Annotated in this window: 3 protein-coding genes and 1 pseudogene; all 4 read right to left on the bottom strand. The window is 64.5% G+C overall.

The genetic code is table 11. The annotated features are described in order from the left end of the window. A pseudogene (locus tag X803_RS22940) lies at positions 1 to 152 on the bottom strand (ABC transporter permease); the annotation flags it as partial. 11 nt (positions 153 to 163) lie between these two features. Beyond that, the gene (locus tag X803_RS0106505; protein ID WP_084033484.1) at positions 164 to 1831 is read right to left on the bottom strand and encodes an ABC transporter substrate-binding protein; all 1668 of its coding nucleotides are present in this window, start codon (positions 1829 to 1831) and stop codon (positions 164 to 166) included. Positions 1832 to 2095: 264 nt separating this feature from the next. Then, positions 2096 to 2953, bottom strand: coding sequence for an HAD family hydrolase (locus X803_RS0106500; RefSeq protein ID WP_026544514.1), 858 nt, complete (start codon positions 2951 to 2953; stop codon positions 2096 to 2098). Between the two features lie 89 nt (positions 2954 to 3042). Further along, positions 3043 to 4317 (bottom strand): serine--tRNA ligase, encoded by a 1275-nt coding sequence (gene serS / locus X803_RS0106495; protein WP_026544513.1) that lies wholly within the window; start codon positions 4315 to 4317, stop codon positions 3043 to 3045. Positions 4318 to 4527: the final 210 nt, after the last annotated feature.

Here is a 4527-nt window from a genome sequence, read left to right as displayed (position 1 = left end):
ATAGCCGCGAGCCGCTCGGGTGTTGCTTCTTCCCCCGCCATCGCAAGCGCTGGGTCACCCGGGAGCTGACGCACTCCGAAGAACACCACCATCGAGGCGAGGATGAGCGTGACGACTGACTGCCACAGGCGTGTGGCGAGGTAGTTGAGCATGATGGGTGCGCTTATTCCGCTTCGACGAATGCCACGTTGCTGAGGTGGACCACGCCGTCGGCGAAGGTCTCAACCCCGGCGATATCCGTGGAGTACCCGGTGAGGCTGCGAATCCGGTAGAGGTAGATGATCGGATTGTCTTCCTGCACCTGGGTCACGGCCTGGCCGTAGAGGTCGGCCCGCTCGGCGATGTCGTTGGTCTGCGAGGCCTGCGTCAACAGCTCGTCCACATCCGGGTTGCTGTAGCCGGCGTAGTTTGCGCCGCCGCCGGTCGAGAGGAAGTTGAACATGTTGCCGTGGGGATCAACGCGCCCGGACCAGCCGAGCTGAAGGATTTCGTAGTCTCCGCGGTCCTGGACATCGAGCAGGGTCGAGTACTCAACAGGGAGGATCTCGATCTCAAAGCCGCCGTCGGCTACCGCGGCCTGCAGGGCCTGGGCGAAGCGGATGGTGTCCGGGTTGTTGCTGACCTGCATCTCCAGCTTGTACGGCGTCTCGATGCCGGCTTCCTCGAGCATGCTCTTGGCTGCTTCGGGATCATATTCGGGGCACGCCTCGCTGGCGGGAGAAGTGAACGGGCTGGCCGGGGAAACCGGGGAGCACGCTGTCTCGTGGTAACCGTTGAAGACCGACTGCACCAGAGCTTCACGGTCGATCGACATGGACAGTGCCTTGCGGACAACGGGATCGGAGCCGATGGGGGTATCGATGACGCCTGGGGCGGCGCCTACGCCGTCGGTGTTGCCGACATTGACCGTGATCCCCTGGTACCCGAGCGAACCGACCTGCAGGATGCCGATGCCCTCCTCGTTCATCAGTTCATCCACGTCCTGGGTGGAGATGGTGTCGGCGACCTGGACATCACCCGAGCGCAGGTTCGCCGCGCGGATGTTGGAATCGGTGATAATGCGGTAGGTGATGGTGTCGAGGTGCACGTTCTCGGCGTCGTAATAGAGGGGATCGCGCTCGACCTTGATGGAGGTCTGCGGGACGCGCTCGACGAACTTGAACGGGCCCACGCAGACCGGGCTGTCGCCGAAGGCCTCGCCCTTCTCCTCGAGCGCCTTGGGCGAAAGGATCATGCCGGCGCGGTCGGCGAGGGCTGCGGTGAGGGGCGCGAACGGCTTTGAGAAGGTCACTTCGACGGTGGTGTCGTCGACGGCGACAACCTTCTCGATGGGGCCGAGCTCGCTCTTGCGCGAGGAGCCCTCGAGGTTGACGCCGCGGTCGATGGTCTGGGCGGCGGCTTCGGCGTTGAACGGGGTTCCGTCGGCGAACTGTGCGTCATCACGGACAGGGATGCGCACGGTCAGTCCGTCTTCGGAGACCTCGGGGAGCTCGGTGGCGAGCTGCGGAACGATGTCGCCGTTCGCATCGATGTCGTAGAGCTTCTGGCACATGGTCTGCATGACGTAACGGGTGTACAGCGACGATGACGTGGTCGGGTCGAGCCGGTCAGGCTCTGCGGAGAGTGCCATCACGAGATCACCGCCCTCGATGATGGTCTTCTCGCCGATGGGCGCGGAGACAACGTCGTCTCCCTGCGGTGCTTCGGCGGTGGTCTGCGGTGCCTGGCAGGCGCTGACGGCAAGGCCGAGCGCCATAACCGGGACGAGCGCGCTGCGGCGGATCAGTCGCGCTTTAGGGCGCGGGGAAGGGTGGGGGTGCTGGACGGGCATGGGGTTCCTTCGATGTGAGCGACAGTGCTTTACATACAATCAGAGCTTGGTCACCGATTTTGTATACAATTTGTTTCGGTTCCGTTAAGTTACCGGAATTATTCGCCGACGGCTAGAGCAGCGGAACCATCGGATGCAATCCGAAGATTTTCGAAGGGCACAGCAAAGCCGCCCGCCAAAAGGCGAGCGGCTTTGAATGAAGGGGTTACCGGCGGGTAGGCAGGCGCTGGGTAAAGTGCGGCGCGGACCCGCTTCCAGAAGCGGCTAGCGCTCCTCCTGCCCCGCCCGGGTGAGGGAGCGGAGAATCTTGGCTGCGCCGTCGTCGTACACCGACGCCGTGACCTCCGTGGCGACCGTCATGACCTCATCGGGTGCCTGGCCCATGGCCACTCCCCGCGCTGCCCAGGTGAGCATTTCGATGTCATTGCGGCCGTCACCGATAGCGACGGTCTGGGCAGGGTCGATGCCGCACCTGCGCCGCACGAGTTCCAGCGCGCTGGCCTTGGTGACGCCTGCCGCGGCGATGTCCAGCCACGCGGTCCAGCCCACCGAGTAGGTGACTCCGTGCAGGCCGATCGACTCGACAGCTTCGCCGAACTCCTCTGCCGTGCTGTCTGTGCTGAAGACGACCACGCGCACCGCACGGGCCTCCAGCATGCGGTCGAAACCGACGCTCTCCGCCTCCGCCCCGAAGCTCGCGTCCTGGAAGCGTTCGGTGGAGAGGAAGCGGCCCTGATCGTCCTCGAGGGCAAACTTCGCTGTGGGAAGGCTCTTTCGCAGCGCCACCAGTGCAGGCCGCGGGTCGAATACCACCCGGTTGATGATCTCGTAGCCGTCCTCGAGCCCATCCACGTCAATCCGGAGGGTGACGCCGCCGTTGGAGCACACGGCATGCCCGCGGGTGAGCCCGATTTTCTCGATGATGGGCAGGGTTGCACCAAGGGACCTGCCGGTCGCGATCACTACTTCATGGCCGCCCTCGACGACGGCGCTGGCCGCTGAGCGGACCTCGTCCGACATTTGTCCCTCGTGGTCCACCAGGGTGCCGTCAACGTCAAGTGCAACAAGTTTTCGTGTTGTCTGCTGCTGGTCATCGATGCCAGCGGGAAATGTAGTTGTCATCATTCAAGTGAACCAGAAACCCGGTAACCGCGGGTAGGTTTTTGGTCACAGCTGGGACAACGGAAGGTTACGGCTGCGGGGCCGCCACCCTATTTCTGAAGGACAGGAAGAACCTCCAGACCGCCCAGGTACGGCCGCAGCGCAGCAGGAACGGTGACTGACCCGTCCGGGTTCTGGTGGTGTTCGAGGATCGCGACAATCCACCGCGTGGTGGCGAGCGTCCCGTTGAGGGTTGCGACCGCCCGGGTGCCCTTTGCGCCCTCCACCCGCTCGCGGATGTTGAGCCGGCGGGCCTGGAAACCGGTGCAGTTGGAGGTGGACGTCAATTCACGGTACGCGTTCTGGGTGGGCACCCACGCCTCGCAGTCGAATTTGCGTGCGGCCGACATGCCGAGATCGCCCGCCGCAGTGTCGATGACCCGGTAGGGCAGCTCGACCTTGGCCAGCATCTCCTCTTCCCACGCCAGCATGCGCTCGTGCTCGGCGTAGGACTCCTCCACGGTGGTGTAGGTGAACATCTCCACCTTGTTGAACTGGTGGACGCGGATGATGCCGCGGGTGTCCTTGCCGTGCGAGCCCGCCTCCCGCCGATAGCAGGAGGACCATCCCGCGTACCGGAGCGGTCCGGCGGAGAGGTCCAGGATTTCATCCGAGTGGTACCCGGCGAGCGCCACCTCGGACGTGCCGGTCAGGTACAGATCATCTTCGGGGAGGCGGTAGATCTCCGCATCATGGGCAATGTCGAATCCGGTGCCCTGCATGGTCTCCGGCCGCACGAGCGTGGGCGTGATCATCGGTGTGAACCCTGCTGCGACCGCCTGGTCCATGGCCATGTTCAGCAGCGCCAGCTCAAGCCGGGCACCCATGCCCTTGAGGAAGTAGAACCGCGACCCGGACACCTTGGCGCCGCGTTCCATGTCGATGGCGCCGATCAGCTCACCGATTTCGAGGTGGTCCCGCGGTTCAAAATCGGTGAACTGCCGGGGCTCCCCCACGGTCTTGACGACAACGAAGTCCTCTTCACCGCCCGCAGGTACGCCGTCGAGAATGGCGTTCGGCAGCCGGCGCAGCAGGGCATCAGCCTCGGACTTTGCACCCTCAGCCTCCGCTGCGGCAGTCTTCACCGACGCCGCCAGTTCCTTGACCTCGGCAAGAAGCGCCTGCCGGTCATCCCCCTGGGCCTTGGCGACCCGCTTGCTGAAAGCGTTCTGCTCCGCCCGCAGTGACTCGGCGCGCGTCACGGATTCACGACGCCGGGAATCGGCCGCGATGATCGCATCCACCAGAGATTCATCTGCCTTGCGCGCACGCTGGGAAAGGCGGAACTTTTCAGGATTGTCGCGGAGCTCGTTTACGTCGATCACTCCCCAAGAGTACCGAATCCGACCTCCACGCCCGCACCCGCCCACTGAGGGATAGTCTGGGGAAATCATGCCCCTTGAGTGGATCATCGTCGCCCTTGCGGTTGTGGCCGCAGCCGCGTCAGCGTTCAGCTGGTGGGGCGTACGGAAGCTGCGCCGGGAACGGTTCCTCCGGTGGGAGGAACCCCGTCCGGCGGTGCCCGCCGCGGCGGG

The sequence above is a fragment of the Arthrobacter sp. 35/47 genome (assembly GCF_000520475.1).
Classification (GTDB): Bacteria; Actinomycetota; Actinomycetes; order Actinomycetales; family Micrococcaceae; genus Arthrobacter_D; species Arthrobacter_D subterraneus.
Note: the sequence above shows the minus strand (reverse complement) of the source record. Positions and strands in the feature narration are given on the sequence as shown.